The sequence below is a fragment of the Phaeobacter gallaeciensis DSM 26640 genome (genome assembly GCF_000511385.1).
GTDB lineage: Bacteria > Pseudomonadota > Alphaproteobacteria > Rhodobacterales > Rhodobacteraceae > Phaeobacter > Phaeobacter gallaeciensis.
This window is the reverse complement of record NC_023137.1, coordinates 1,740,833-1,764,934: the sequence shown is the minus strand read 5'-3', so window position 1 is coordinate 1,764,934 and position 24,102 is coordinate 1,740,833. Positions and strand designations below refer to the sequence as shown.

Genomic DNA, 24,102 nt, shown 5'->3' with positions numbered 1-24,102 from the left:
TCATGGCAAAGGGCAAAGCCTTCACGGCAAGGGCAAAACGGGGCGCCATTGGCGCCCCGTTGCAATCATCAGAGATGGGTTACTCGACCCAGCCCTGCTCTTTGTAGTATTTCGCGGCACCGGGATGCAGCGGCGCGGACAGGCCTGCGGTTGCCATTTCCTCAGGCTTAAGGTTGGCGAATGCAGGGTGCAGCTTTTTGAAGTCATCGAAGTTTTCGAAGACCGCTTTCACCACGGTATAGACCGCCTCGTCGGAGACCTGATCGGAGGTGACAAAGGTCGCGCCAACGCCGAATGTGTTCACATCCGCGTCGGAGCCACGGTACATGCCACCGGGGATGGTTGCGGTCCGGTAGAAAGAATTGTCGGCGATCAGCTTTTCAACGGCTTCCCCATCAACAGTCACCAGAACGGAGTCACAGGCTGTGGTGGCTTCCTGAATGGAGCCGGAGGGGTGACCAACGGTGTAGACCATCGCGTCGATCTGGTTGTCGCAGAGCGCAGCCGACTGTTCTGCCGCCTTCAGCTCGGTTGCCAGCGCAAAGCTATCCATGCCCCAGCCTTTGGCTTCCAGCAGCACTTCCATGGTGCCGCGCTGACCGGAACCGGGGTTGCCGATGTTGACGCGCTTGCCCTGCAGGTCGTCAAAGCTGGTCACACCGGCATCGGCGCGAGCCACAACGGTAAAGGGTTCGGGATGCACGGAGAATACCGCGCGCAAACCTTCAAAGGCGCCCTGATCTTCGAATTTGGAGGTGCCGTTATAGGCGTGATACTGCCAGTCAGACTGCGCCACGCCAAACTCCAGCTCGCCTTCGCGGATGGTGTTGATGTTGTAGACAGAGCCGCCAGTGGATTCCACGGAGCAACGAATGCCGTGTTCTTTGCGGGTCTTGTTGACCAGACGACAGATCGCGCCACCGGTCGGGTAGTACACGCCGGTCACACCGCCGGTACCGATTGTGATGAATTCTTCTGCCATTGCAGCAGGCGCCATAAAGGCAGTTGCTACAAGGGCGCTAACGGCCAGCTTTGTGTTGGTCATATGTGTTGTTCTCCCACTTTTTTTGTCGTCGAAACCGTTGAGCCGCATAAGTCGCGGCTGAGGGTCGTTGAACCCTTGGGGACATGTAGACGCCAGGTGTGACTTGTCGCGCGTTCTGGCAACAATTTCCGGCAGGTCTAGAGGTTTAAGCGTTTCAGGCGCATCCGGCCAAGTCAAGGCTCGCACTCTTGCCTTCAGCCCACAGGCGCAGGGTTTCTGCGTATCTGATACTGATGCTGGAATTTTCCCCCGTACACACATCCTTTGGATTCGTCGCACTGTGGCAGATTGTCACACCGAAGTGCAAGCCAACTCTGCCTGTCAAACCCCTTTGACGGCGATATTTTTCGAAAAAATTCAGGAACGCCGACGCCATAAAAGAGTGGATACGACACCGCAAGGGGCAAAACCGTAAAAGCTTCCCCATTGGGATCGTAAGGTGCCGCTGATCGGAAACCACTGATGATCCGATCGGAGTGCGAATATGGCGGCCTGTTCGAACGGTTTTCGCGCTTATACTCCGGCGAAGGCGTGATGGTGGCTTGCCCAAGCGCACGTCTGATCGCAAGATGACCTTGCGGACACACGCCACGTTCGGGGATCACGGGGTCAACACCATGCCTAACCTTGTTCCCACGCGGGGTCCCCGGTTTCAACCGCAGTCGCCAGCAGCAAGGCCAGCAGAAGGACAGTTCCAATGGAATATCACCGACCCAGCAGCTTTGCCGAGGCGGCAGAGCTGGCGGCCTCAGCCAAGGGTGTAACCCGTGTTCTGGCCGGCGGCACAGATGTGCTGGTTCAGATGCGGGCCGATATCGTCACGCCAGATACGCTGATTGACATTAAGTCAATTGCGGGGGCACGGGACATCCGGCAGGACGACGATGGCAGTTGGACGATCGGCGCCGCCGTGGCCGGCGCCGAGATGAGTGAGCACCCTGCCCTATGTGCTTCCTGGCCCGGTGTGGTTGAGGCGATGGATCTGATCGGCTCAACCCAAGTGCAGGGCCGCGCCACGTTGGCTGGCAATCTGTGCAATGCCTCGCCAGCGGCGGATAGCGTGCCGGCGATGGTTGCCGCGAACGCAACTGTCAGCATTACCGGCCCCGATGGTACGCGCCGTTGCACTGTTGCGGATATCCCCGCCGCCCCCGGTAAGACCACACTCAAGCGCGGTGAATTGATCACAGCCGTGCATCTGCCCGCCACTCAACCGCATCAAGGCGATGCCTATCTGCGGTTCATTCCGCGCACCGAAATGGATATCGCAGTTGTTGGTTGCGGCGTCTGGCTAAGGTTGGAGGGCGACACCATTGCCGATGCCCGTGTTGCGCTGGGGGCCGTCGCACCGACCGTCCTGCTGGTTCAGACCTGTGCCGATGCACTGATTGGCTCTACTTTGGATGCAGCAGCACTGGAGCGTCTGGCCACCGCTGCCTCTGATGCCTGTTCACCGATCACCGATAAACGCGGCACCATCGCCTTTCGCACGCAAGTCACGGGCGTGATGGCCCGCCGCGCTGCCGAAATCGCCTATACCCGTGCCAAGGGAGACACAGCATGAGCTCGAAAATCCACGTCTCGGCCACCATCAATGGCGATGGGGTCGACTATCTCTGCGATCCGCGCGAAACCTTGCTGGATGTGCTGCGCGACCGGTTGAACCTCACGGGCGCCAAGGAAGGCTGCGGCACGGGTGACTGCGGGGCCTGTTCGGTCACGCTGAATGGGCGGCTGGTCTGTTCCTGTCTCGTCCTCGGGGTTGAGGCAGAAGGTCAGGAGATTGCCACGGTTGAGGGCATTGCCGAGGCCGAGACCCTGCATCCGCTCCAGCAGAAATTCATCGACCATGCGGCCTTGCAATGCGGGATCTGCACGCCGGGTATTCTGGTGGCGGCCAAGGCCTTGCTGGAGAAAAATCCCGATCCGACCGAAACCGAAGTGCGCTATTGGCTGGCGGGCAACCTCTGCCGGTGCACCGGTTACGATAAGATCATTCGCGCCGTGATGGACGCGGCAGCAGAGATGCGGGAGGCGTCATAATGGCTCTGGATCAACAAAAAACCGACTTCACCCAAGTGGGGACTCGCCCCAATCGCCCCGATGGTCTGGACAAGGTCACTGGCAAGGCGCGTTTTGGCGCCGATGTGACGGCGCCGGGGATGTTGTTTGGCGCCATTCTGCGCAGCCCCCATGCTCATGCAAGGATCAAACATATCGACACCAGCAAGGCCGAGGCGCTGGGCGATGTGAAGGCGATTGTGACCCGCGCCGATTTCTCCGATGAGATCCAGCCTGCACCGGGGCTGAAGGGCGAACAATGGAATGTGCTTGAAAACGTGATGGCGGGCGATACCTCGCTCTATGATGGTCATGCGGTGGCCGCGGTCGCGGCAACCTCCGCCCTCGCCGCACGTGACGCGCTCAAACTGATTGAGGTTGACTATGAGGTGCTGCCTCATGTGACGGATGTCGACAAGGCCATGGCGCAGGATGCGCCAGTGATCCGTGACGGGGCCGCCGATTACTCCGTACCTGACGGGATGCACCCAAATGTGGTGCGTTATCACGAAAGCGGTCACGGCGATGTCGATGCAGGCTTTGCCAAGGCCGATCTGGTGGTCGAAGAGCACTTCGTCACCGAGGCGACGCATCAGGGATACATTGAACCACATGCCTGTCTGGCCCAACTGGGGCAAGACGGCAAAGGCGAGCTGTGGTGTTGCACCCAGGGGCATTGGTATGTGCAGAAGAACTGCGCGGCGTTGTTGGGCATTGAGACATCACAGCTGCGCGTGACCGCATCGGAAATCGGTGGCGGCTTTGGCGGCAAGACCACCGTGTTCATCGAACCCGTGGCACTCGCCCTGTCGCGCAAGGCAAACCGCCCGGTCAAGCTGGTGATGAGCCGACCTGAGGTCTTCCGCGCCACTGGGCCCACCGCTTCGACCTCGATGGATATCAAGATCGGCATGACCTCAGATGGCACCATCACTGCGGCACAGGGCACTTTCCGGCTGCAAGGCGGGGCCTTCCCCGGCGCGCCGGCAGATATGACCGCCATGTGTGCCTTCGCGCCCTATGATCTGAAGAACGTTCAGCAGATCGGCTATGACGTCATGAGCAACCGCCCGAAACAGGCCGCCTACCGCGCGCCGGGGTCGCCGATGGCGGCCTATGCGGTGGAATCTGTGATTGATGAGCTGTGCCGCAAGCTGGACCTGGATCCGATTGAGGTGCGCCTGAAGAACGCCGCGCGGGAAGGCACCAAGGCATCCTATGGGCCGCGATTTGATCGGATCGGATTGGTGGAAACACTTGAAGCGGCAAAGGCCCACCCGCACTATAGCGCCCCGCTCAAACCCGGTCAGGGGCGTGGGGTGTCCTGCGGGTTCTGGTTCAACCATGGGGGCGAGACCTCCGTTTCGCTGTCCCTGTCTGAGGACGGCACCTGCCAGATCTCGGTCGGGACACCGGATATCGGTGGCTCCCGGGCCTCGATGGCGCTGATGGCGGCAGAGGTGCTGGGCATCCCCTATGAAAGTATCCGTGTCACCATCGCGGACACCGCAACATTGGGCTACAATGATGTGTCCCACGGCAGCCGGGTGACCTATGCCAGTGGCCTCGCGACGATCAAGGCCGCCGAGGATGCGGTTGCCAAACTGAGCAAACGGGCCGCCGCCAAATGGGGCATTCCTGAGGATGCGGTCAAATGGGAGGACGGCCACGCTGTGCCTTCTGGCCCCAATGCGGGCAATTTTGACCCAGTCCCGCTAGCTGAGATCACCCGCGACATGGGCCAGACCGGCGGGCCCATTTCCGGCCATTTTGAGGCAACGCCCGAAGGGGCGGGCGTCTCCTTTGCCACCCATATCGTTGATGCGGAGGTGGACCCGGAGACCGGTAAAACCGCTGTGACGCGCTACACCGTCATTCAGGACGCGGGCAAGGCGATCCACCCCACCTATGTTGAAGGGCAGTTTCAGGGCGGTGCCGCACAGGGCATCGGCTGGGCGCTCAACGAGGAATACATCTACGGCGAGGATGGCCGGTTGCAGAATGCGGTCTTCCTCGACTACCGGATTCCTGTCGCATCAGATCTGCCGATGATCGACACCGTTATTGTTGAAGTGCCCAACCCCGGCCACCCTTTTGGTGTGCGCGGTGTGGGGGAGACCTCCATCTGCCCACCACTGGCGGCGATTGCCAATGCGGTCTCTGCGGCGGCAGGCGTGCGGTTGCACGCGCTGCCGATGTCACCTCCGCGTATCCTGGCCGCTCTGGATCAACAGCACGGCGAAAGCGGTTGAGGCTTCGCAGATGGCGGCTGAGCATATCACCACAGGTCAGGGCGCGGCCCCACCGCGCCTGACGGTCCATCTTTGGTCCGGCCTCAGACGGTTTGCAGAGGGTCAGCGGGTCGTGGAGGTCTCTGCCACCACCACTGGTACAATGATTGCTGCGCTGAAGGCCGCTTACCCGGCCCTTGGACCTGCGTTGGATGCTGGGGTTTCGGTTGCTGTGGATGGCCGTATCATCGCGACCAGTCTGGATGAGCCGCTCAAGCCGGAGAATGAAATCTACCTTATACAGCGGCTGCGCGGTGGTTGAGCCCGCTTGATGATTGCAACTTCCGGCCAATCCGCTAGGACAGTCGACAAAAGCCGCAAGCGCGACGGATCGAGGAGAGCACATGAAGGTTGATGGCACGCATTATCGCTCGCTCTGGTGGGATGAAGATCAGGCAGTCCTGATGATTATCGACCAGCGCTGGTTGCCGCATGACTTCCGCACACAAGCGATCGCGACGCTGGACGAATTTGCTACGGCCATTGTGGAAATGCGCGTGCGGGGTGCGCCACTGATCGGGGCGACTGCGGCCTACGGCATGGCGCTTGCGGCTGAGTTGGATCCCTCCGATCGCGCCTTGGAGGCCGCCTGGGAGCAGCTCAACGCCACGCGCCCCACCGCGATTAATCTGCGCTGGGCCTTGAACCGCTGCATGGAAACCCTGCTCCCGCTGCCTGAAGAAGACCGCGCCAAGGCCGCATTGAAACTGGCCCATGCCATCGCCGATGAAGATGTGGAGATCAACCGACGCATAGGTACCTATGGGCTGACGTTGATCCGCGATATCGCCGCGCGCAAGCCCGCGGGCGACCCCGTGCGCCTGCTCACCCATTGCAATGCCGGCTGGATTGCGACCGTCGATTGGGGCACCGCCACCAGCCCGATGTACCAGGCCCACGACGCCGGAATTCCGATCCATGTCTGGGTCGATGAAACCCGGCCACGCAATCAGGGCGCTCTGACCGCATGGGAGCTGGGCAGCCATGGCATCAGCCACAGCTACATTACGGACAATGCAGGCGGCCATCTGATGCAGCATGGTCAGGTTGATCTGGTCATAACCGGAACTGACCGCACCACCCGGCAGGGCGATGTCTGCAACAAGATCGGCACCTATCTGAAGGCGCTGGCCGCTCAAGACAATGGGGTGCCGTTCTATGTCGCCCTACCCTCGCCCACCATCGACTGGACGGTTACCGATGGTGTCGCAGAGATCCCGATTGAGGATCGCGACAGCCGTGAAGTGAGCCACGTTCAAGGCGTGCTGGAGGACGGTAGCATCGCTCTGGCGCAGGTTACGCCTGAGGGCACCGCCTGCGGCAACCCTGCCTTCGACGTGACGCCAAACCGACTGGTGACCGGGCTTATCACCGAGCGCGGTATCTGCGATGCCTCTGCCGAGGGGCTGGCGGCACTGTTTCCCGACCTTATCCGCAAGGCGGGGTAACCTACCATGCCAAGGTTCGCCCCCGAGGATAGCCCGGCGCTACGCCAGTCGATCATTGACGCCTGTTTTGAGATGAACAGGAGCGGCATCAATCAGGGCACGTCCGGCAATATCTCTCTGCGTATCGCCGACGGGGACATGCTGATCACCCCTTCCGGTCTGCCCTATGAGGCAATGACACCGGGGATGATTGTTCGAATGCCGTTGGATCGCGGACCGGATGCGGGGGACGGTCAGCCTGCCCCCTCCTCCGAATGGCAGTTTCATCAAGCGCTTCTGGCTGCCAAGCCCGAGGCTATGGCGGTGGTTCATGCCCATCCCGTGAACTGCTGCGCGCTGGCGGTGAACCATATGCCGATCCCGCCCTGTCATTACATGGTGGCCGCTTTTGGTGGGCATGATGTTCCGCTCGCTGATTATGCGCTCTTTGGCACTGCTGAGCTGTCGGCGCATGTTGTGGATGCGATGGCGGACCGCCAGGGCTGCCTGATGGCGAACCATGGCGCTATTTGTACAGGTGACACCCTGGCACGCGCCATGTGGCGGATGGCTGAGCTGGAACACCTGGCAGCAACCTACATTCGCGCACGCAGCATCGGCACGCCTAAGCTGCTCAGCCACGCGCAGATTGACGAAGCGCTGGCAGCGTTCGCGAGCTATGGCTTGAAACAGTATTGAACGCCTGAGTCGCGCGTGCGCGTTAATCGAACATCTTCCCGGCCCGGTCGAGCTAGTGGCAGACAGGGTGACCTGTAGCGCCCTGCATGCCGCTGGATAGACGCTACTTTTCGGGCGTTGCTCTGACTTATCGCGAAAACCAGCGTAAATTCCCTTGCGTTAGCGCAAAAGATACGACCTCATATCAGAGAACTAGGAAGCAAAATGACTGACCCTCTGATTTTCGACGGCCACAACGATCTATTGCTGCGATTGCATAATCGCGACATTTCATCCGGCGCGGATGGGTTCCAGGGCAGCGGTGGACGCCAGATTGACCTTGTGAAGGCGCGCGAAGGCGGCTTTGGCGGCGGGTTCTTCGCGATCTATATTCCGGATACCGCCGGTATCGACAGCGTCGAAGAGATGATGGCCGAGAGCTACGATCTGCCCCTTCCCAATGAAATCGCTCTACCAGATGCTGCGCCCGTTGCTCTGTCGCAGGCCGCAAGCCTGTTTCAGCTGGAACGGGACGGCGCGCTGAAGATCTGCCGCAGTACCGCAGATATCCGCAACTGCATCTCATCCGGCATGATGGCGGCCGTGATGCATATGGAAGGTGCGGAGGCAATCGACACCGATTTCCACATGCTGGAGGTGCTGTATCAAGCGGGGCTGCGGTCCCTCGGCCCGGTCTGGAGCCGCCCGACCCCATTTGGTCACGGTGTGCCGTTTCGCTTTCCTGGATCTCCCGACACCGGTCCGGGTCTGACGGCGGATGGCAAACGGCTGGTGCAACGCTGCAATCAGCTGGGCGTGATGATTGATCTTTCTCACCTGAATGAGGCCGGGTTCTGGGATGTGGCAAAGCTGAGTGACGCGCCATTGGTGGCAACCCACTCCAACGCCCATGCCTTGACACCGCATACCCGAAACCTGACGGATCGCCAGCTGCATGCAATCCGTGACAGTGATGGCATGGTCGGTCTCAACTTTGCCGTGGCCTTCCTGCGGGAAGATGGCCGCATGGACGCGGATACTCCGATTGATCGCATGCTACACCATATTGATCACCTGATCACCCAGCTTGGGGAGGATCGTGTCGGGTTCGGCTCCGACTTTGATGGCGCCACAGTGCCAAAGGACATCGAAACCGTGGCGGGTCTTCCGGCGCTGCGTGCCGCCTTGCGTCACCACGGCATCAATGATGCCCTGATGGCAAAGCTGTGCCACGACAATTGGCTCCGGGTTCTGGATGCGACCTGGGACAATCCCTGACATTCGACAAGCGGTCGCCCTTGCTCGGCACGGGCCACGGTTAGACAAGAAAAAGACGCTGACAACAGCGCGATATTCAAAGATTAAAAACACGATAGGGAGTTAAAGATGAAAACCATTCAAACCCTTCTTGGCACCGCTGCGCTGGGGCTGGCGGTTGGCTTCACACCGATGGCCACGATGGCCGAAACACCAGCTAATATGCTGGTCATTGCCAACCGCATTGACGATATCACAACGCTGGATCCGGCGCAGAGTTTTGAGTTTGCAGGCGCAGATGTGATCCGCAACATCTACGGCAAGCTGGTCAACTTTGACCCTTCTGATCTGGACGCAGGCTACCAGCCGGATCTGGCCGAAAGCTGGACAGTCTCCGAGGATGGGCGCACCATCACCTTCACCATGCGCGAAGGTGTGACCTTCCAGTCGGGCAACCCGGTTCGCGCTGAGGATGCGGCATTTTCTCTGAAGCGTGCGGTTTTGCTGAACAAGACACCGTCCTTTATCATCACCCAGTTCGGCTTCACGCCCGAAAACGTTGATGAAACGATCAAGGTTGACGGCAACACCCTATCGATCACCACCGACAAACGCTACGCGACCTCCTTTGTCCTGAACTGCCTGACTGCCACCATTGGCGCGATCGTCGATAGGGAATTGGTCATGGCCAATGAAGTCGATGGCGATATGGGCAACACTTGGCTGACCACCAACTCCGCAGGGTCCGGCCCCTACAGCCTTGCCAGCTGGAAGCCGAAGGAAAGCGTTACCCTGAGCGCCAACCCTGCCTACTACGGTGGTGAGCCAGAAATGAAGCGCGTGATCGTGCGCCATGTTCAGGAAAGCGCGACCCAGCGCCTGATGCTGGAACGTGGCGACGTTGACGTGGCCCGCGATCTCACCCCGTCTGATGTCGATGGTCTCGCCGGTGTTGACGGCGTTGAGGTGCTGCGCGAAATGCGCGGTCGCCTGATGTATGTCTCCTTCAACCAGAAGCACCCAGAACTGTCCAAACCGCAAGTTCGTCAAGCGCTGAAGTATCTGATCGACTATGACGGCATGGAAAACAGCTTCCTCAAGAACTGGTATGTCGGCCATCAGAACTTCCTGCCCAAAACCTATCTTGGCGCGGTGGACGAGAATCCCTTCTCGCTCGATGTGGAAAAGGCCAAGGCGTTGCTGGCTGAGGCGGGCGTCGAAAATCTGGAGCTGACCGTCGGCGTGCGTGAGGCGCAGGAGCGTCTGGAAATTGCCCAGTCACTGCAAAACACATTTGCGCAGGCCGGGATCAAGCTGAACCTGGAGGTTGGCACTGGCAAACAGGTGCTGGGTAAGTATCGCGCGCGTGAGCTGGATATCTATCTCGGCGCATGGGGGCCGGACTATCCTGACCCCCACACGAACGCAGGCACCTTTGCTTATAACCCGGATAACTCGGACGAAGCCAATGCCACCGGTCTGCTGGCCTGGCGCAACGGCTGGGACACAGGTGGTCTGACCGAGAAGGTTGCGGCGGCCGTTGTCGAAGGCGACACCGAGAAGCGCGCCGAAATGTATCATGAGATTCAGGCGCAATTCCGTGACACTGCTCCCTTTGCCGTCATGTTCCAGCTGATCGAACAGGCGGGCATGGCCGATAACGTCGAAGGACTGAGCCTTGGCGGCGCCATCACTGCAGTCGCATACTGGGATGTGACAAAGTAAGATGGCGAATTTCGCAACAGAAACGGAGCGGCGGCCTTGGCTGCCCCTCCCCCCTTGGGCGCGCGGCACGCTGGTGACGCTGTCGTCCATCGCGGTCACTATGCTGGGCCTCCTGTTTGTGACCTTCCTGATCGGTCGGGTGATGCCCATCGATCCGGTGCTGGCCATCGTCGGCGAGCGCGCCACGGAGGAGCAGTATAATGCCGTCTACCGTGAGCTGGGTCTTGATCGCTCGCTTGCGGTTCAGTTTTTCTACTATGTCACCGATGTCCTGCGGGGCGATTTCGGAACCTCGCTGCTGACGGCGCGGGATGTTTCCACCGATATCGCGCGCGTGTTTCCGGCGACGTTTGAGCTGGCCACCATTGGCATTCTCTTTGGCTGCATACTCGGCGTGCCACTGGGCGTGATCGCTGCGGTGCGTCGCGGCAGCTGGATTGACCAGATTGCCCGCGTGATCGCGTTGGTAGGGTATTCGATGCCGATATTCTGGCTGGGCCTGATGGGCTTGTTGCTGTTTTACGGAATTCTGGGTTGGGTCGGTGGTCCCGGTCGTCAGGGAATTTTCTACGAGGACATGATCCCCTCTGTCACGGGGATGATCCTGATCGACTCGCTGATTGCCGGGGACTGGGGGGCCTTTCGCGATGCCTTCTCACATATCGTGCTACCCGCTTCGCTACTGGGGTACTATAGCCTTGCCTATATCAGCCGAATGACACGCTCCTTCATGCTGGAGCAGCTTTCGGCAGAATATGTCACCACTGCCCGCGTGAAAGGAATGAGCGAATGGGCCGTGGTCTGGACGCACGCATTTCGCAATATCCGCGTGCAGCTGATCACAGTGATCGCGCTGAGCTATGCCAATCTCCTTGAGGGATCGGTGCTGACCGAAATCATCTTCTCCTGGCCGGGGATTGGCAGCTATATCACAACAGCCCTGTTGTCCGCCGATATGAATGCGGTGCTGGGCGGCACAGTTGTTGTTGGTCTGGTATTCATCTGCCTCAATATCTTCTCCGACCTTCTCTACAAAGTCTTTGACCCGAGGTCGAAATGAGCATGTCTTCGCATTCCCCGGCTCCAAAGCACGGCCTGCGCGCCTGGCTGCTGACCGATACGCCGACCTCGCGTCGTCAGGCACGGTTGGCCGCTCTTTATCAAGGGTGGTTGTCCCTGCGCCAGAACCACATGGCCATGGTTGGCCTTGGCATTCTGGTTCTGCTGGTTTCCATCGCGGTTCTTGCGCCGGTGCTGGCGCCGCATGATCCGTTTGTGCAGAACCTTGGTAACCGTTTGCAGCCGCTGGGCAGCGATGGCCATATTCTGGGCACCGACTCCCTTGGCCGCGATATCCTCAGCCGGTTGATCCATGGCGCACGTATCACGCTTTATATCGTGGCGCTGGTGGCGCTGATTGCACCCGTCGCCGGGCTGCTTGTGGGTACGGTTTCGGGCTACGTTGGCGGCTGGGTCGATATCATCCTGATGCGGATCACGGATATCTTCCTCGCCTTCCCACGGCTGGTTCTGGCGCTGGCCTTTGTTGCCGCTCTGGGCGCCGGCATTGAGAACGCCGTGCTGGCGATCTCGCTCACCGCATGGCCACCCTATGCGCGGATGGCACGGGCTGAGACACTAACGATACGGTCCTCCGACTATATCAGTGCGATCCGCCTACAAGGTGCCGGTCCGCTGCGGATCATTATCAAGCATATCTGGCCGCTCTGTGTGTCCTCGCTGATCGTGCGGGTAACGCTGGATATGGCAGGCATCATTCTCGCCGCTGCGGGCCTCGGTTTCCTTGGCCTTGGCGCGCAGCCGCCCAGCCCTGAATGGGGGGCAATGATCTCTGAAGGCCGTCGGTTCATTCTGGATCACTGGTGGGTGGCCACCATGCCCGGACTTGCCATCTTTGCCGTCTCGCTGGCTTTCAACCTGCTCGGCGATGGTTTGCGCGATGTATTGGACCCGAAGGACAGCGCGTCATGAGTTTGCTTCTAGATGTCGAAAACCTCTGGGTGCGGTTCCCCACGCGCAATGGCATCTTTGATGCGGTGCGCGGTGTGTCCTTCTCGCTCGGACGGGAACGCCTTGGGATTGTTGGCGAAAGCGGATCGGGCAAATCCATGACTGGCCGCGCCATCCTGCAACTGATCCGCAAACCGGGGATGGTTGAGGCTGATCATATTGCTCTGCACGGGGAAAACCTGCTCACGAAATCCGAGCGCGAGATGCGCAAAGTGCGCGGCGAGCAGATCTCAATGGTCATGCAGGATCCGAAATTCTCGCTCAATCCGGTGATGACAATCGGTGATCAGCTGATCGAGGCACATCGCTTGCACGCCAAGGCCAGCAAGGCCGAGTCCCGCCAGAAAGCGCTCGAGATGCTGGAAGCGGTCTCAATCCGGGATCCCGAACGGGTCATGGGCGCCTATCCGCACGAGATGTCGGGGGGTATGGGCCAGCGCATCATGATCGCCATGATGCTGATCCCCAACCCGGAAATCCTGATCGCGGATGAACCTACATCGGCACTGGATGTCTCCGTGCAGGGTCAGGTGCTGTCGATCATGGACCGGTTGGTCAAGGAACGCGGCATGGGGCTGATCTTCATCAGCCATGACCTCAATCTTGTGTCGCAGTTCTGCGACCGGGTGCTGATCATGTATGCCGGCCGCATCGTTGAGGTCTGCGACGCCAATCGCCTGCATGAGGCGCAACACCCCTATACCAAGGGGCTATTGGGCAGCCTGCCCCGGTTTGACGCGCCGCGCCCCCGGCTGGAGGTGCTGCAACGTGATCCCGCCTGGCGTGACGCCCCCAGTGTGGAGGGACGGTGATGACGACCGCCTTGGACATCAACAACCTCAACGTCTATTTCGGCGAACGCCACGCGCTGGTTCATGCCGTCAAAGCGGCCTCTCTCAGCGTTGAAACCGGCGCCAGTTTTGGGCTTGTCGGGGAGAGCGGATCGGGAAAATCCACTATCCTTAAAGCCATCACCGGACTTGCGCCGCAATGGAACGGCGAGATTTTCGTCGAGGGCACACGGCTTGGCCCCACCCGCGACCGAGAGTTCTACAAAACCGTGCAGATGGTGTTTCAGGATCCCTATGCCTCGCTCCATCCGCGCCAGTCGGTGGATCAGGTGCTGTCAGAAACGCTACACCTGCACGGGTTTCGCGATATCGACGATCGGGTCGATCAACTGTTGAAAGACGTCGGTCTCGGCCCCGCCTTCCGCTTTCGTTATCCGCATCAACTCTCTGGCGGCCAGCGCCAGCGCGTCGCCATTGCCCGCGCTTTGGCGCCACAGCCGGATATCTTACTACTGGATGAGCCGACCTCGGCGCTGGATGTGTCGGTTCAGGCGGAAATTCTGAACCTTCTCAGTGATCTGCGGGCCGAACATGGGCTAACCTTTGTGATGGTTTCTCATGATCTGGCGGTGGTGGCGCATATGTGTGATCAGGCCGCCGTCATGCAACATGGCGAGATCGTTGAGGTGCTCAGCATTGAGGCGATGCGCGCAGGCCAGACCCAGCATCCCTATACCCAAACGCTACTCACAGCCTCGGCAAATCGTGTCGCCTGATGCGGTAGTAACAGCCACAGGGCGGCGATCGCCGCAGTAACCTCAGATTAAGGCCGCGATAATAGGCTAGGCGCGCGTTTAAACAAGGATGCGCGCCATGGTGGCCATTCCCTCTTCGCTGTCTGGACAGGATCCGGGTATTCACGCGGCCAATGCCTCGTCCGGCGGGCTATATGGAGTGACCTATGAAAAGGTTGGCGGCCAGACCATCAAGCTCGGCGAACTGCTCGGCGCGCTCAGCCATGCGCTGGATCTGACCGAGGGGCAGCCGGAGGGGCATTGCGTTCGTTGCTGCTGGATTGGAATGCAGATCGCAGATTATCTGAATTTCTCGCCGGATGATCGCGCCGATCTCTATTTCACCCTCCTTTTAAAGGACCTAGGGTGCAGCTCCAACGCCGCCAGGATCTGCGCGCTTTACCGCACTGATGATCTCACCTTTAAACGCAACTTCAAATTCGTCGATGGCACGACCCGGCAGAAACTGGAATTTGTACTGCGCCACACCGGTCAGGGGGACAGCCGTCTGAAACGGCTGAAAACCGTGACTGGCGTGATTGGCCGCAGCGGTAGTTTGGCCACAGAACTGATCCAGACCCGCTGCGACAGGGGCGCAGAAATCGCCCGGCTCATGCGGTTCTCGGAGCAGGTAGCCAGTGGAATTGCTGGCCTAGACGAGCATTGGGACGGTGGCGGCCATCCTGCAGGGATTTGCGGGACAGAAATTCCGCTGTTCTCCCGTATCGCACTTATGGCGCAGGTCACCGATGTGTTCACGCTACAGCTCGGATCCGGCGCCGCAGCGGATGAACTGGAAACTCGCGCAGGCAGTTGGTTCGATCCAGAACTGGTGCCCATCTTTACCCGCGTGGTCCGCGCTCCCGGATTTTACGAAAGGCTAACCGGCAACAGGTTGGAGGCCAGCGTTTTCTCCGATCGCGCGGCGCAGGCGAGTATGGCCGTCGATGATGATTATCTCGATGAGGTGTCTTACGCCTTTTCCAAGGTGATCGATGCCAAAAGCCCCTTCACATATGGTCATTCCGAACGAGTCGCGCATTACACGGATATGATCTGCGAGGCGCTCGGTTTTGACCTGTCTCATCGGCGCTGGATGGTACGTGCTGGGCTTCTGCACGATCTGGGTAAACTTGGCGTGTCCAACGCAATCTTGGACAAACCCGGCCGTCTCAACGATCAGGACATGGAGCGGGTGAAACTGCACCCTGTTCTGGGTCATGACATATTACAACGAATTTCGGTTTTTGAGGATGTCGCAGAAGTGGTGGCAGCGCATCACGAACGGCTAGATGGTACCGGCTATCCGCACGGTCTCCAAGCAGCGGATCTGACTGTCGAAATGCGCATCCTCACGGTCGCTGATATCTTTGACGCGCTGACTGCGGATCGCCCCTATCGTTCGGCGTTGCCGTTAGAAAAAGCGCTTGCAGTCATGGACGATATGCAGGGTACAGCCATCGATCCAGCGATCTACCAAGCCCTAAAAGACGCCATCGCGGAGAGCCCATGGCCTGCCCGCGAAACACGCCCATTCTCGCCTAGATACTGACGGCGCGGTCTTCTGGCTAAGAGGAATGTATATGCACGTATGAACCAGCTGCGCTTCATACATGAGCATTCAAAGGAACTCGTCATTTAAGCGTCCAGCCTTTGCCCTCCCCCCTGCCGCGTTAAAGCGAGAATGTTCACTGTCAGCTCTGGCTCACATGATGCCCGAAAATCGACGAGCTTGACGGCAGATACGCAGTTACACAGCTCCGTTTTACTTTCGAGGATGCTGGGAAAGTAAGGGGCCACGCGATACCATCGCACAGCCCCTTGAAACCCTTGGTACCCAAGGCCGGACTCGAACCGGCACGCCTGCAAAGGCGGGGGATTTTGAATCCCCTGCGTCTACCATTCCGCCACTTGGGCTTCTGGGTTGTTCCTACCCAAGGCGGTCGCAGAGGTCCATAGGCAAATCGCGTCTGGAGTGGTGAAAAATGCACCTGCGGTCTGAGCGGCATTTGAACGCCTCATGAGGCCATGGCGGTTGACCCGCCCGCTCCCACGTGGCACCGCTCTCATCGGATTGCCAAGGAGAGCCCCGAGGATGTTGCGCGCGCTGTATGACCGAACCATGGCTCTGGCCGATCACCCCAAGGCCCTGTGGTGGCTGGCAGGCGTCGCCTTCGTCGAAAGCTCGGTTTTTCCGATCCCGCCCGATGTTCTGATGATCCCGATGATCCTCGCACGCCCGTCGCGGGCTTGGCTGATAGCGTTGGTTGCGCTGGTCGCTTCAGTCGCCGGTGGTTTGCTGGGCTACGCCATTGGCGCGTTTTTCTACGACAGCATCGGACAACCGGTGCTCGCGGCCATGGGCAAAGCTGACGCGATGGCGAACTTCAACACGCGGTTCAATGACTTTGGGTTCTGGGCGGTGTTGATCGCGGGCATCACCCCCTTCCCCTATAAGGTCATCACGATAATGTCAGGCTGGACCGGCATGCCCATCGCAACCTTCGTTGCGACCTCCATTCTGGCCCGTGCGCTGCGGTTTTTCGTGGTTGCGGGGCTTCTGTGGCAATTTGGCGCGCCCATCCGCGACTTTATTGAACGGCGTCTGGGACTTGTCTTCACGATCTTTGTGGTGTTGTTGTTTGGCGGATTTTTCGCACTAAAGGTCTTGTAGACATGAGCAGATTTCTCATCCTGATTGCCACCGCTGGCTCAGCAGCACTTTTGCTGGGTGCCTTCGGGTTCCAGTATCTTGGAGAGATGGCACCGTGTAAGCTGTGCATCTGGCAACGGTATCCGCATGGTGCAGCGATTGTGATTGGCGTGTTGGCGCTGATGGTACCAATGGTGATCCTGCCCTATCTTGGTGCGCTTGCTGCGCTGGCCACAGCCAGTATCGGTGCTTATCACACTGGGGTTGAGCGTGGCTGGTGGGAGGGCCCGAATTCCTGCACTTCCGGCCCAATTGGCAACCTCAGCTCCGAAGATCTGATGCAGCAGATCATGTCTGCACCGCTGGTACGCTGTGACGATGTACCGTGGGAGTTGTTCAGCCTCTCAATGGCCAGCTGGAATGCGGTTGCATCGCTTTTTCTGGCAGTGCTCTGGATTGCTGCGGCCAACCACATGCGCAAGAACCGGATCTGACGCCTCCATTGGGCCGGGCTTGCCACCGCTCGGCTCAACTGTCCTTTTTCGTGGCAAGAAGGAGGTTGGTTTCGCTGCTCACCACCCCTTCGAATGTGCGGATTTTGGCAAGCGCGGCATCCAGCGTCTCCAGTGTTTCAGTGCCGAGTTCGACAATCAGATCCCAGCGCCCGTTCGTGGTGTGGATAGCCCGCACTTCGGGCAAGCCCTGAAGCTGGCGGGTGATCCGGCTGGTGCCGCGTCCCTCAATGCCGATCATCATGAGACCGCGGACCGGATCGCGCAGCACATCCTCCTTCAGTACAACAGAAAACCCGAGGATATCGCCTTTGGCTTGCAGCCGTTCAATCCGGGCTCGGACGGTGGTCCGCGACAGGTTCAGCTGCAACGCCAGATCCGATAGGGATGCGCGTGCATTGTGACGTAGCGCAGCAATCAGGCGCTCATCCGTTTTGTCCAATTTGACCTCCACCTTGATTATTTGACCTACTATATGGGCGATTTGATCGCTGGAATCCACCTCAAATCGGAGGTTTCTAAGGGTATTGACAGTTCGCAGAGGAGATATGCGCGTGACATCCAAGACCTGTATTCTGATCGGTGCCCCAGTGGACAGCGGCAAGCGACGGGCCGGATGCCTGATGGGGCCGGATGCCTATCGGACCGCCGGTTTGGGCCGCGCAATAGAAAGTCTGGGTCACAAGGTGATCGATCAGGGCAACCTGCGTCCTGCGACCCACGAACCCGATGCCAACGACGGTCTGGTCTTTGCCCGCAATGAGACCATAGGCTGGACCAATCGCCTGATCCGTGCCGCTGAAGAGGCAATGACAAAGGGACTACCGATCTTCCTTGGTGGCGACCATTCGCTGTCCTTGGGCTCGGTTGCTGGCGTGGCCAACCACGCCGCGAAGGAAGGCCGCCCGCAATTCGTGCTGTGGCTCGATGCGCATACCGATTTTCATACACCGGCGACTTCTGACAGCGGCAACCTGCACGGCACACCAGTGGGTTACTTCACCGGGCGCCCAGATTTTGCAGGTTTCCCTAAGGTCACCAACCCGGTCCCACAAGAAAACGTCTGCATGATCGGTTTGCGTTCCGTTGACACCCCGGAACGCCTCGCGCTTGAGGCCAGCGATATTCACCGTCATGACATGCGTGATATCGACGAAAATGGCATTGCCGGCCCGCTTTCTGCCTTTCTGAAGCGGGTCAAGGATGCCAACGGAATGCTGCATGTCTCGCTGGATGTTGATTTCCTGGACCCGTCTGTGGCCCCAGCGGTCGGCACCACCGTGCCCGGTGGGGCCACAGTGCGTGAGGGGCATCTGGTGTGCGAAATGCTGCATGATTCCGGGCTGATGACCTCGCTCGATCTTGTTGAGCTGAACCCGTTTCTGGATGAGCGCGGTCGCACGGCCCATCTGATGGTGGATCTCTGCGCCTCGGCCCTTGGGCGTCGTGTCTTTGATCGTCCGACACGGAGCTATCAATGAGCCAGCTTCAGGCCCCCGGTGCGGTGGTGATGATCCGGCCGCACCATTTCTGCTCCAACCCGGAGACGCGCGATGATAATGCGTTTCAAACCCTTGCGAATGACACGGCGGATGTGACCTCTGCGCAGGCGCTGGCTGAATTCGACGCCGCTGTTGCCGCACTGCGCGGCGCGGGTGTGAGCGTTCATGTGTTTGACGATAAAGGCACGGAAACCCCGGATAGCGTGTTTCCGAACAACTGGTTTTCGACCCATGCCGGCGGCCATGTTGCGGTCTACCCCATGTATGCGGCCAACCGGCGCAAGGAGCGCCGCTGGGATGTGATCGAACTGTTGAAGCGCGACTACCGTGTTCAGGATGTGATCGACTATTCCGGGTTGGAACAGGATGGGCTGGCGCTTGAAGGCACCGGGGCCATGGTGCTCGACCATATCGGGCGCATTGCCTATACCGTGAAATCCAACCGTGCCGATCCAGTGTTGCTGGAACGTTTCTGCACCCATTTCAACTTTGAACCGATGGTGTTTGAAGCGAGGGATGCTCAGGGGCGCGACGTTTATCACACCAATGTCCTGATGGGTATTGGCACGGACTATGCGCTGATCTGCCTTGATATGATCACCGATCCAACACGCCGGGCTGAGATAGCCGCACGGCTGGAGGAAACCGGACGCCAGGTGATCGATCTTACGCCTGAACAGATCGCAGGCTTTGCCGGCAATGCGCTGGAGCTGACCGGTGATCGCCGTCTTCTGGCGCTCTCCTCCCGCGCGGTGGAGGTACTGCGCGCGGATCAAATCGCCATAATCGAGCGCAGCGCCCACTTGCTACCGCTCTCCATCCCGACAATCGAAACCGCTGGCGGGTCGGTGCGCTGCATGCTGGCAGCCATCCACCTCAGCCCCCGTGAAAGGACCCAGTCATGACCCAACCCTCGGACAAGGCGCTTGTGCCTTTTGTCAGCGTCGACAATATGATGCGCCTCATTCATCATGTTGGAATTGACACCGTGATGAAGGATCTGGCCACCTATATCGAAGAGGATTTCAAACGCTGGGAGCTGTTTGATAAAACGCCGCGCGTGGCCAGCCACTCCGACGTTGGTGTGATTGAGCTGATGCCCACCTCGGACGGCGAAGCTTATGGTTTCAAATACGTGAATGGCCACCCGAAGAATACCTCTGAGGGGCTGCAAACTGTCACCGCCTTTGGCCTGCTCGCGGATGTCTACACCGGCTATCCCGTGCTGTTGACGGAGATGACCATTCTGACCGCGCTGCGCACGGCTGCGACGTCGGCCATGGTGGCAAAACACCTCGCGCCCAAAGGCGCGACGACCATGGCCATGATCGGCAATGGTGCGCAGTCGGAGTTTCAGTCGCTCGCCATGCAGGCGATCTGCGGGCTGAAATCCGTTCGTCTTTATGATGTTGATCCGGCTGCTACCGCGAAATGCGCGGCAAACCTGAAAAACAGCGGACTGGAGGTTGTGGCCTGCAAGACCCCGGAAGAGGCGATTGAGGGCGCGCAGATCCTGACCACCTGCACCGCAGACAAGCAATATGCCACGATCCTGACGGACAATATGGTCGGCAGCGGCGTTCATATCAACGCCATCGGCGGCGACTGCCCTGGTAAGACGGAACTGGTACCGGGCATCCTGTCCCGCTCTGACGTATTTGTAGAATTCCCGCCTCAGACCCGCGTTGAAGGTGAAATCCAACAGATGCCGGAGGACTTTGAGGTTACCGAACTGTGGCAGGTGATCCTGGGCCAGAAACCCGGTCGCCGGGATGACAAGCAGATCACCCTGTTCGACAGCGTCGGTTTCGCGATCGAGGATTTCTCGGCCCTGCGCTACATCCGCGACCGCATCAAGGATACGGATTTCTTCCTCGAACTGGACATGCTCGCCGACCCGGATGATCCGCGTGACCTCTTCGGTATGGTACAGCGCGCCAAAGGCTAACAGCAGCCTCCCTTCACAGCGATGATGTCCCTCGCGAGCGGCCCCGACAGTACAGCTGTTTGGGGCCGCTTTTATGGTCTCATTGTGGTGTAACTTAGCTATCCAGCTCACTGTCCCAGTAGAGAAAATCCATCCAGGTTTGATGCAGCTCAGGTTTTGGTCGCGGCAACCGGCGGGCGATGGCATCCAGCTCATGTGGGCCGGGGGCAAAGGGTTTGCGGCGCAGTTTCAGCCCAACCTGCTGCGGCGTCAGGTTCCCCTTGCGCAGATTGTCAGCGCTGCAACAAGCAACGATATTCGTCCATGAGGAAGCCCCCCCCTTACTGCGCGGGATCACATGGTCAAATGTCAGATCCTTGGCGGCAAACCGCTTGCCGCAATACTGGCAGCAAAACTCATCACGCAGAAACACATTGTACCGGGTGAAGGCCACCTTCTTGCGCTTGCGATAGCGTTTGAGCGCAACAACAGCAGGCACTTCGAAGGTGTCCGAGGCCGAATGCACCGCGACATCGTCATAGGTCTTCACCTGTATGACCCGTTCCTGATGGACGGCAACAAACGCATCCTGCCAATTGCAGACAGACAGCGGCGCCCAGCTGAGCGGCTGCATATCTGCGTTCAGAATCAAAGTTCTGAGATTACCAACGGCGACGGTCATACTGTACCTCCTCGTTTCAATGGCCCGGACCTGCGCCAAGGTCCCGGCCACTGACCACCACCCTGCCCCCGCGCACAGGCCGACACAGCAGTGGTTTCAGACAAAACAAAAGCGCGTGGAGTGCACGCGCTTGTCTTTAGATCAGTCATATGAATATCAGCAGTCTGCGGGCGAACCGACAGAGGGCTTCGATGCGGCCAGACAGGTATTCGCAGACCAATCAGCGGGCGCATTCCCTTGCTGCCGCTGATCACAAGCTGACCATGGGCAACCGCTGCATGGCGATACCCATTATCTGCGGGAATCTGTTGCTGATGGTTCTGCATGTCCTGCAACGGCTCAACCGCCCTGTCTGCCTGCGTTTCGACATCAGAGCGGGGAACCCGCCCCTGCTTTGATTTAACTATATATCGTGTCCAGCAACTGACAAGCCCCCATTATCAACGATCACGACGGGGTATCGCTGCATCAACAGCTCAATCGCTAGAACGTTTCTGTGACAGCTCTATGACGGATTTCGCCTCAGCTCAGATAGCCTGATTGCGGCTCCCCGCTTTGGCTTGCGGCAGCGTCCCCTTGCCAGCAGCGAAGGCGCTGCCTATTGCAAGTGAATGACCAGATTGATCCGCTTCAACAAACCCTTTGACGTGCTGCCTCAGTTTACCGACAGGGGCAGCGAAAGCAGTCCGCGCGCAACGCTGAGCGATTGGATTGATCTGCCCGGAGTCTATCCTGCCGGTCGGCTGGATCGTGACAGCGAGGGGCTGATGCTGCTGACCGATCACGGGCGCTTGCAGGCGTGGATTTCCGATCCGCAGCATAAGATGCCGAAAACCTATTGGGTTCAGGTTGAGGGCACGCCGGATGCTGCGGCCATTCAGGCGCTGGCTGACGGGGTGGAGCTGAAGGACGGGATGACTCGCCCGGCGAAAGCGGCATTGATGGAGCAACCCGACGGGATCTGGGCACGCAACCCGCCAATCCGGGTGCGCAAGTCCGTGCCTGACAGCTGGATCATGCTGACCATCCGCGAGGGCCGCAACCGCCAGGTGCGGCGGATGACAGCCGCTGTCGGCCACCCAACCCTGCGCCTCATCCGGGCCGCGATTGGGATCTGGACGCTTGACGGCTTGTCCCCCGGCAGTTGGGAGGATCTGGAGGTGCCGAACATTCCCGGACCGCCCAAACCCAAACCGGCGCCAAACCGACAGGCCATCGCCCGGCGCAGGGCTGCCGCGTCAACGCCCGGTCGCCCGGAACCGAACGCGAGAGCAAAGCCGCGAAAACCAAGAAAGCCGCGCAAAGGCTGATCCTTACGCTGCTTTACGTTTAATCTGCGGCTGTTAGCGCTCAGAGGCCCAGTTTGTCGCGCATGAAGGCCAGCGCCACGCTCAGCCCATCGGGGGCAATGCCGTGGCCTGTCCCCTTCATGATATGGGCAAAGACGTCCTGAAACCCGGCCTCTCCCAGTGCCTCGGCAGCCTCGGGCAGCGATTGCGGCGGCACCACATCGTCAGCATCGCCGTGCACCAGCAGCACTGGCATTTTTGAGATAACCTCATCCTTCAGCGTTTCCGGCGACAGCAGACGACCGGAAAAGGCCACGATTCCCGCCACCGCATCCTCACGGCGAGGGGCGACATGCAGGCTCATCATTGTGCCTTGCGAGAAGCCAAACAGGACCACCTGCTCAGGCAGCACATCCTCATCCACCATCAGCGCATCCAGAAAGGCGTTGAGGTCATCAATCGAGGCCATCATGCCGCGCATCGATTCCTCTTCCGAGGAGCCGTCGATCCAGGGGATCGGAAACCACTGGAAACCAAAGGGCGCACCAGCACAGCTTTCCGGGGCATCCGGCGCCACAAACAAGGTGTCGGGCAGATGTTCGGCCAAGGGGTCAGCCAGCCCCAGAAGGTCGGCACCATTGGCCCCATAGCCATGCAGAAACACCACCACGGAGCGGGTGTGCCCCGACAAAGGCGCCCTGCGCTCGGCTTTCAAAACTCGTGTCATCGGATCCCTTCCCTGTCCTTTGCCACCCGGTAATAGGCCCAGAGCACGCGCGCCGCAACCGACCGCCATGGCGACCAGTCCTCGGCGATGCGGCGCATCGCGGCGGGTTTGGGCCGCTCCGGCAGATCCAGCAGGATCCGCGCGCCTTCTTGCAGTGCTAGATCTCCATGGGCAAAGACATCCGCACGACCGAGCGAGAACATCGCATAGATTTCCGCCGTCCAAGTGCCGATGCCGGAAACTTGCGTCAGGATCGCAATCACTTCGGCGTCCGGGAGTTGGCGCAGCGCATCAAAATCGATACCCGCAGCCGCCAGAGCATGGGCGTAGCGGATTTTCTGACGGCTGAGACCAACGGCGCGCAGATCCTCCTCGCTCGCCGCAGCGACTCGTGGTGCTGTATCAAGCCCTGCCTCGACCATCCGTCCCCAGATCGCATTGGCTGAGGCCACGCTGACCTGCTGGCTAACAATCGCGCTGAGCAGTTCGGAAAATCCCTCCGGTTTGCGGCGCAGGGGCAGCGGCCCGCAGAGGTCGATTGCGGCGGCGAACCGTGGATCCTGATCGGCCAGCCAAGCGGCGCCTTCGCGCACACAGGCATCACTGGTGATGATCCGCCCGACCTTGACCGGACCCACCGCATCCGGATTTTTCGATCCTGTCATGTATCGCCTCTCCTTGCGTCTTTTTCGCGCGCATAGCGCACTGAT

General features: G+C 59.6%; 24 protein-coding genes and 1 tRNA gene. 19 read left to right on the top strand and 6 right to left on the bottom strand.

The genetic code is table 11. The features are described 5' to 3' along the window. Window positions 1-79 precede the first annotated feature (79 nt). The gene (locus tag GAL_RS08415; protein WP_024097157.1) at window positions 80-1,045 is read right to left on the bottom strand and encodes a TAXI family TRAP transporter solute-binding subunit; all 966 of its coding nucleotides are present in this window, start codon (window positions 1,043-1,045) and stop codon (window positions 80-82) included. A gap of 697 nt (window positions 1,046-1,742) precedes the next feature. Between GAL_RS08415 and GAL_RS08410 the strand changes: the two genes are divergently transcribed. The 13 genes from GAL_RS08410 (at window position 1,743) to GAL_RS08350 (ending at window position 15,652) form a co-directional block, all read left to right on the top strand. Then, on the top strand, window positions 1,743-2,609 hold the full coding sequence (locus GAL_RS08410) for an FAD binding domain-containing protein (protein ID WP_024097156.1): 867 nt from the start codon (window positions 1,743-1,745) through the stop codon (window positions 2,607-2,609). Beyond that, window positions 2,606-3,088 carry a (2Fe-2S)-binding protein gene (locus GAL_RS08405; RefSeq protein ID WP_024097155.1) on the top strand — a complete coding sequence of 161 codons (483 nt, stop codon included), beginning with the start codon at window positions 2,606-2,608 and terminating at the stop codon, window positions 3,086-3,088. Before GAL_RS08410 ends, GAL_RS08405 begins: the two co-directional genes overlap by 4 nt. After that, window positions 3,088-5,358 carry a xanthine dehydrogenase family protein molybdopterin-binding subunit gene (locus tag GAL_RS08400; RefSeq protein ID WP_024097154.1) on the top strand — a complete coding sequence of 757 codons (2,271 nt, stop codon included), beginning with the start codon at window positions 3,088-3,090 and terminating at the stop codon, window positions 5,356-5,358. The genes GAL_RS08405 and GAL_RS08400 overlap by 1 nt, the downstream gene beginning before the upstream one ends. A gap of 10 nt (window positions 5,359-5,368) precedes the next feature. Next, window positions 5,369-5,659 carry a MoaD/ThiS family protein gene (locus GAL_RS08395; protein WP_024097153.1) on the top strand — a complete coding sequence of 97 codons (291 nt, stop codon included), beginning with the start codon at window positions 5,369-5,371 and terminating at the stop codon, window positions 5,657-5,659. An 82-nt stretch (window positions 5,660-5,741) separates the two neighbouring features. Next, complete coding sequence (gene mtnA / locus GAL_RS08390; protein ID WP_024097152.1) at window positions 5,742-6,845, top strand: S-methyl-5-thioribose-1-phosphate isomerase; 1,104 nt, start codon at window positions 5,742-5,744, stop codon at window positions 6,843-6,845. 6 nt (window positions 6,846-6,851) lie between these two features. Next, complete coding sequence (locus GAL_RS08385) at window positions 6,852-7,523, top strand: class II aldolase/adducin family protein (protein ID WP_024097151.1); 672 nt, start codon at window positions 6,852-6,854, stop codon at window positions 7,521-7,523. Window positions 7,524-7,727: 204 nt separating this feature from the next. After that, window positions 7,728-8,780 (top strand): dipeptidase, encoded by a 1,053-nt coding sequence (locus GAL_RS08380; protein ID WP_024097150.1) that lies wholly within the window; start codon window positions 7,728-7,730, stop codon window positions 8,778-8,780. A gap of 108 nt (window positions 8,781-8,888) precedes the next feature. Next, the gene (locus GAL_RS08375) at window positions 8,889-10,484 is read left to right on the top strand and encodes an ABC transporter substrate-binding protein (protein ID WP_024097149.1); all 1,596 of its coding nucleotides are present in this window, start codon (window positions 8,889-8,891) and stop codon (window positions 10,482-10,484) included. 1 nt (window position 10,485) lies between these two features. Continuing rightward, window positions 10,486-11,544 (top strand): ABC transporter permease, encoded by a 1,059-nt coding sequence (locus GAL_RS08370; RefSeq protein ID WP_024097148.1) that lies wholly within the window; start codon window positions 10,486-10,488, stop codon window positions 11,542-11,544. After that, window positions 11,541-12,476 carry a nickel transporter permease gene (gene nikC / locus GAL_RS08365; protein ID WP_024097147.1) on the top strand — a complete coding sequence of 312 codons (936 nt, stop codon included), beginning with the start codon at window positions 11,541-11,543 and terminating at the stop codon, window positions 12,474-12,476. Before GAL_RS08370 ends, nikC begins: the two co-directional genes overlap by 4 nt. Beyond that, the gene (locus GAL_RS08360; protein WP_024097146.1) at window positions 12,473-13,327 is read left to right on the top strand and encodes an ABC transporter ATP-binding protein; all 855 of its coding nucleotides are present in this window, start codon (window positions 12,473-12,475) and stop codon (window positions 13,325-13,327) included. Before nikC ends, GAL_RS08360 begins: the two co-directional genes overlap by 4 nt. Continuing rightward, the gene (locus GAL_RS08355) at window positions 13,327-14,082 is read left to right on the top strand and encodes an ABC transporter ATP-binding protein (protein ID WP_024097145.1); all 756 of its coding nucleotides are present in this window, start codon (window positions 13,327-13,329) and stop codon (window positions 14,080-14,082) included. The genes GAL_RS08360 and GAL_RS08355 overlap by 1 nt, the downstream gene beginning before the upstream one ends. A 97-nt stretch (window positions 14,083-14,179) precedes the next feature. Then, entirely contained in the window at window positions 14,180-15,652 is a 1,473-nt protein-coding gene (locus GAL_RS08350; RefSeq protein ID WP_024097144.1) for an HD-GYP domain-containing protein, read from the top strand. A 279-nt stretch (window positions 15,653-15,931) separates the two neighbouring features. Here GAL_RS08350 and GAL_RS08345 read toward each other — a convergent pair. Further along, window positions 15,932-16,017 (bottom strand) — tRNA-Leu (locus GAL_RS08345). 178 nt (window positions 16,018-16,195) lie between these two features. Between GAL_RS08345 and GAL_RS08340 the strand changes: the two genes are divergently transcribed. Further along, the gene (locus GAL_RS08340) at window positions 16,196-16,774 is read left to right on the top strand and encodes a YqaA family protein (RefSeq protein ID WP_024097143.1); all 579 of its coding nucleotides are present in this window, start codon (window positions 16,196-16,198) and stop codon (window positions 16,772-16,774) included. Window positions 16,775-16,776: 2 nt separating this feature from the next. Beyond that, complete coding sequence (locus GAL_RS08335; protein ID WP_024097142.1) at window positions 16,777-17,247, top strand: disulfide bond formation protein B; 471 nt, start codon at window positions 16,777-16,779, stop codon at window positions 17,245-17,247. Window positions 17,248-17,281: 34 nt separating this feature from the next. Here GAL_RS08335 and GAL_RS08330 read toward each other — a convergent pair whose 3' ends face one another. Beyond that, window positions 17,282-17,707 (bottom strand): Lrp/AsnC family transcriptional regulator, encoded by a 426-nt coding sequence (locus tag GAL_RS08330; protein ID WP_024097141.1) that lies wholly within the window; start codon window positions 17,705-17,707, stop codon window positions 17,282-17,284. A gap of 112 nt (window positions 17,708-17,819) precedes the next feature. On the opposite strand from GAL_RS08330, the gene rocF reads away from it, so the two are divergent. The 3 genes from rocF to GAL_RS08315 are packed head-to-tail and all read left to right on the top strand — an operon-like array spanning window position 17,820 to window position 20,715. Continuing rightward, a complete protein-coding gene (rocF, locus tag GAL_RS08325; protein WP_024097140.1) occupies window positions 17,820-18,746 on the top strand; it encodes an arginase in 927 nt (308 codons plus the stop codon). Next, complete coding sequence (gene ctlX, locus GAL_RS08320; protein WP_024097139.1) at window positions 18,743-19,672, top strand: citrulline utilization hydrolase CtlX; 930 nt, start codon at window positions 18,743-18,745, stop codon at window positions 19,670-19,672. The genes rocF and ctlX overlap by 4 nt, the downstream gene beginning before the upstream one ends. Beyond that, window positions 19,669-20,715, top strand: a complete 1,047-nt coding sequence (locus tag GAL_RS08315) for an ornithine cyclodeaminase (protein WP_024097138.1) — start codon at window positions 19,669-19,671, stop codon at window positions 20,713-20,715. Before ctlX ends, GAL_RS08315 begins: the two co-directional genes overlap by 4 nt. A 94-nt stretch (window positions 20,716-20,809) precedes the next feature. Here the strand turns inward: GAL_RS08315 and GAL_RS08310 are convergent, their stop codons facing one another. Beyond that, on the bottom strand, window positions 20,810-21,376 hold the full coding sequence (locus GAL_RS08310; protein ID WP_024097137.1) for an HNH endonuclease: 567 nt from the start codon (window positions 21,374-21,376) through the stop codon (window positions 20,810-20,812). A gap of 611 nt (window positions 21,377-21,987) precedes the next feature. Here GAL_RS08310 and GAL_RS08300 point away from each other — a divergent pair. Beyond that, the gene (locus GAL_RS08300; RefSeq protein WP_024097135.1) at window positions 21,988-22,686 is read left to right on the top strand and encodes a pseudouridine synthase; all 699 of its coding nucleotides are present in this window, start codon (window positions 21,988-21,990) and stop codon (window positions 22,684-22,686) included. Between the two features lie 40 nt (window positions 22,687-22,726). Here the strand turns inward: GAL_RS08300 and GAL_RS08295 are convergent, their stop codons facing one another. Both GAL_RS08295 and GAL_RS08290 read right to left on the bottom strand, forming a co-directional pair. Further along, window positions 22,727-23,392: an alpha/beta hydrolase gene (locus GAL_RS08295; protein ID WP_024097134.1), complete on the bottom strand. Its 666-nt coding sequence runs from the start codon at window positions 23,390-23,392 to the stop codon at window positions 22,727-22,729. Beyond that, window positions 23,389-24,057, bottom strand: a complete 669-nt coding sequence (locus tag GAL_RS08290; protein ID WP_024097133.1) for a DNA-3-methyladenine glycosylase family protein — start codon at window positions 24,055-24,057, stop codon at window positions 23,389-23,391. The genes GAL_RS08295 and GAL_RS08290 overlap by 4 nt, the downstream gene beginning before the upstream one ends. Window positions 24,058-24,102 lie beyond the last annotated feature (45 nt).

Coding starts and splice junctions, on each gene's coding strand:
- GAL_RS08415 (WP_024097157.1), bottom strand. CDS start 1,045: ATGACCAACACAAAGCTGGCCGTTAGCGCCCTTGTAGCAACTGCCTTT.
- GAL_RS08395 (WP_024097153.1), top strand. CDS start 5,369: ATGGCGGCTGAGCATATCACCACAGGTCAGGGCGCGGCCCCACCGCGC.
- GAL_RS08310 (WP_024097137.1), bottom strand. CDS start 21,376: ATGACCGTCGCCGTTGGTAATCTCAGAACTTTGATTCTGAACGCAGAT.
- GAL_RS08315 (WP_024097138.1), top strand. CDS start 19,669: ATGACCCAACCCTCGGACAAGGCGCTTGTGCCTTTTGTCAGCGTCGAC.
- GAL_RS08375 (WP_024097149.1), top strand. CDS start 8,889: ATGAAAACCATTCAAACCCTTCTTGGCACCGCTGCGCTGGGGCTGGCG.
- mtnA (WP_024097152.1), top strand. CDS start 5,742: ATGAAGGTTGATGGCACGCATTATCGCTCGCTCTGGTGGGATGAAGAT.
- GAL_RS08385 (WP_024097151.1), top strand. CDS start 6,852: ATGCCAAGGTTCGCCCCCGAGGATAGCCCGGCGCTACGCCAGTCGATC.
- GAL_RS08360 (WP_024097146.1), top strand. CDS start 12,473: ATGAGTTTGCTTCTAGATGTCGAAAACCTCTGGGTGCGGTTCCCCACG.
- GAL_RS08290 (WP_024097133.1), bottom strand. CDS start 24,057: ATGACAGGATCGAAAAATCCGGATGCGGTGGGTCCGGTCAAGGTCGGG.
- GAL_RS08380 (WP_024097150.1), top strand. CDS start 7,728: ATGACTGACCCTCTGATTTTCGACGGCCACAACGATCTATTGCTGCGA.
- GAL_RS08335 (WP_024097142.1), top strand. CDS start 16,777: ATGAGCAGATTTCTCATCCTGATTGCCACCGCTGGCTCAGCAGCACTT.
- GAL_RS08410 (WP_024097156.1), top strand. CDS start 1,743: ATGGAATATCACCGACCCAGCAGCTTTGCCGAGGCGGCAGAGCTGGCG.
- GAL_RS08370 (WP_024097148.1), top strand. CDS start 10,486: ATGGCGAATTTCGCAACAGAAACGGAGCGGCGGCCTTGGCTGCCCCTC.
- GAL_RS08400 (WP_024097154.1), top strand. CDS start 3,088: ATGGCTCTGGATCAACAAAAAACCGACTTCACCCAAGTGGGGACTCGC.
- GAL_RS08405 (WP_024097155.1), top strand. CDS start 2,606: ATGAGCTCGAAAATCCACGTCTCGGCCACCATCAATGGCGATGGGGTC.
- nikC (WP_024097147.1), top strand. CDS start 11,541: ATGAGCATGTCTTCGCATTCCCCGGCTCCAAAGCACGGCCTGCGCGCC.
- GAL_RS08295 (WP_024097134.1), bottom strand. CDS start 23,392: ATGACACGAGTTTTGAAAGCCGAGCGCAGGGCGCCTTTGTCGGGGCAC.
- ctlX (WP_024097139.1), top strand. CDS start 18,743: ATGAGCCAGCTTCAGGCCCCCGGTGCGGTGGTGATGATCCGGCCGCAC.
- GAL_RS08350 (WP_024097144.1), top strand. CDS start 14,180: ATGGTGGCCATTCCCTCTTCGCTGTCTGGACAGGATCCGGGTATTCAC.
- GAL_RS08340 (WP_024097143.1), top strand. CDS start 16,196: ATGTTGCGCGCGCTGTATGACCGAACCATGGCTCTGGCCGATCACCCC.
- GAL_RS08355 (WP_024097145.1), top strand. CDS start 13,327: ATGACGACCGCCTTGGACATCAACAACCTCAACGTCTATTTCGGCGAA.
- GAL_RS08300 (WP_024097135.1), top strand. CDS start 21,988: ATGACCAGATTGATCCGCTTCAACAAACCCTTTGACGTGCTGCCTCAG.